Consider the following 2438-nt stretch of genomic DNA (forward strand, 5'->3'; position numbering starts at 1 on the left):
GCCAGGACGGCGACCCTGCTGCGCACCACCCACTCCTGCGTGGGCGTCATGGACGAGGCGTCGTCCAGGTACCGGATCGCCAGGTCGTGGTCGGTCCTCCCGGCGTGCAGCCAGGCGGCCGAGACGGCGAACTTCGGGTCGGACGGGTGCAGCGCCGCCGCGTCGGCCGCCTGCCGCAACGCCTCCTCGACGCGACCGAGGGAGTCGAGGAAGTCGATCCGGCTCTCCAACGCCCACCGGTGCGCGGGATCGAGCGCGAGCGCCCGCCCGACGGCGGTCAGCGCCTCGTCGTGACGGTGCCGGTCGCTGAGCACCCAGGCGTGCTCGACGTGCAGCCGGGGGTCCAGGGGCACCGCTGCCAACGCGGCCTCGACCGCCCGTTCGGCCTCCTCGTAGCGGTGCTGGAGGCGCAGGGCGGTGGTCCGCCACTCCAGTGCGTCGGGGTACTGCGGGTCGCGTTCGAGCGCCGCGTCGAAGCACGCCCTCGCCTCCGCGTACTCGGCCGCGGCGGCGTGGACGCGGCCCAGCGTGAAGTGCGCCTTGGCGACCTCCGGGCGGCGGCGGACCGCTTCCCCGGCCGTCGCCTTCGCCTCGTCGAGCCGGGTCAGGTTCGCCAGGGCGACCGCGTTCCAGACCAGGACGCGCCAGTCCTCGGGCGCGAGCCGCCGCGCCTCGGTGAAGGCCGCGAGCGCGTCCCGGGGCCGCCACGCGTCGAGGTGGACCCGGCCGAGGGCGAGCCGGAGCGGAACGCTGTCCGGGTGCCGGGTGAGCGCCTCGGTGGCCACGGCGGCGGCCTCGTCGTCCCGGAACGCTCGGGCCAGGGCGGCGACGCGCCACGCGGTCAGGCGGTCGTCGTCATCGTCGGTGAACAGCTCGGCGGCCTCGGTGTACCGGTGCCGGGCCAGCAGCAGCCGACCGCGCGCCACCCGCAGGTCGACGTCGTCCGGCTCGTCGGGGGAGTGGGCGCGCAGGGCCAGCGCTTCGGCCTGGGCCAACTCCCCTCGGCGGCGCAGCCGGTCGATCTCGGCGGCGGTGGGCATGAGTCCCCCTCGGTGGCCCGATCCGTTGTCGATCACAGTGCACCGTAGTCACCGCACGGGCACGCCTTCGTTCGAGTGACCGTTGCGGCAAGCGGAGTATTTCCTTTGCGGTGACGGGATCGTTACAGTCTGCTTCTGGGAACGCTCCCAGAGACGACAACGAAGGGGTTGTTGTGCGAAATCTGCTGGCGGCGGTGGCCGCTGTGGTGTCGATAGCCGGGTTGGTGGTGATCGGCGGGGCCAGCACTGCGGGTGCGGCTCCCGTCTGCGCTGTGGACTACAAGCTCAACCAGTGGGCCACCGGGTTCACCGCCAACGTGACCGTGACCAACCAGTCCGCTCCGGTCACCTCGTGGAAGCTCACCTGGACGTTCTCCGGGAACCAGTCGGTCTCGTCCGGGTGGAGCGCCGACGTGAAGCAGTCCGGCGCCGTGGTGACGGCGTCCAACATGCCGTGGAACGGTGCCCTGGGCACCGGCGCGAGCGCCGCGTTCGGCTTCCAGGCGACCTACAGCGGCACGAACGCGACGCCGACCGACTTCGCGTTCAACGGTGTCTCGTGCAGTGGTGACGGTCCGACGACGACCACCACCACGTCCTCGACCACGTCCTCCACCACGTCGACGACATCCACCACGACGAGTACTACTACGACGACGACCACGACCACGACCGGCAACGAGGGCGGCTGCGGTTCCGCGACGTTGTGCGACGGCTTCGAGCAGCAGACCGGGTCCACCCCGTCCGGCCGCTGGACCGTCGGCGCGGCCAACTGCACCGGCCAGGGCACGGTCAGCATCGACAGCTCGGTCGCGCACAGCGGCTCGAAGTCGGTGCGCGTCAACGGCGGGTCCGGCTACTGCAACCACATCTTCTTCGGCACGCCGATGAGCGGCAGCTCCGCCGTTCACGGCCGGTTCTACGTCCGCCACACCACCGCCCTGCCTCAGTCGCACGTGACCTTCATGGCCATGAAGGACTCGAACGACGGTGGCAAGGACCTGCGCATGGGCGGCCAGAACTCGGCGATGCAGTGGAACCGCGAGTCCGACGACGCCACCCTGCCCGAGCAGAGCCCGACGGGTGTCTCGAAGAGCAAGCCGCTGCCCACCGGCCAGTGGAACTGCGTGCAGTTCACCGTCGACCCGGCGGGCCGGCTGTCCACCTCGCTGAACGGCGCGGTGGTCGAGGGCCTGGTGGCCGACGGCGTGCCCACCGCCGACGTCGACCGGCAGTGGTTGGCCAAGACCAACTGGCGTCCCACCGTCACCGACTTCCGGCTCGGCTGGGAGAGCTACGGCGACGGCGCGAACACCCTCTGGTACGACGACGTGGCGATCGGGTCCTCCCCGATCGCGTGCTGAGCTGAGCGGCCGGGGAGGACCGCTGTCAACCGAC

Annotated in this window: 2 protein-coding genes; one reads left to right on the plus strand and one right to left on the minus strand. The window is 71.5% G+C overall.

Annotation, left to right across the window (positions count from 1 at the left end; translation table 11 throughout):
* Nucleotides 1–1040, minus strand: a 1040-nt coding sequence (locus AB0G02_RS35400; RefSeq protein WP_360803370.1) for a tetratricopeptide repeat protein, incomplete at its 3' end; no start/stop codon positions are given.
* Nucleotides 1041–1213: 173 nt separating this feature from the next.
* Here AB0G02_RS35400 and AB0G02_RS35405 point away from each other — a divergent pair.
* Nucleotides 1214–2404, plus strand: a complete 1191-nt coding sequence (locus tag AB0G02_RS35405) for a cellulose-binding domain-containing protein (protein ID WP_360803373.1) — start codon at nt 1214–1216, stop codon at nt 2402–2404.
* Nucleotides 2405–2438 lie beyond the last annotated feature (34 nt).

This window comes from Actinosynnema sp. NPDC023658, assembly GCF_040639995.1.
GTDB lineage: Bacteria > Actinomycetota > Actinomycetes > Mycobacteriales > Pseudonocardiaceae > Actinosynnema.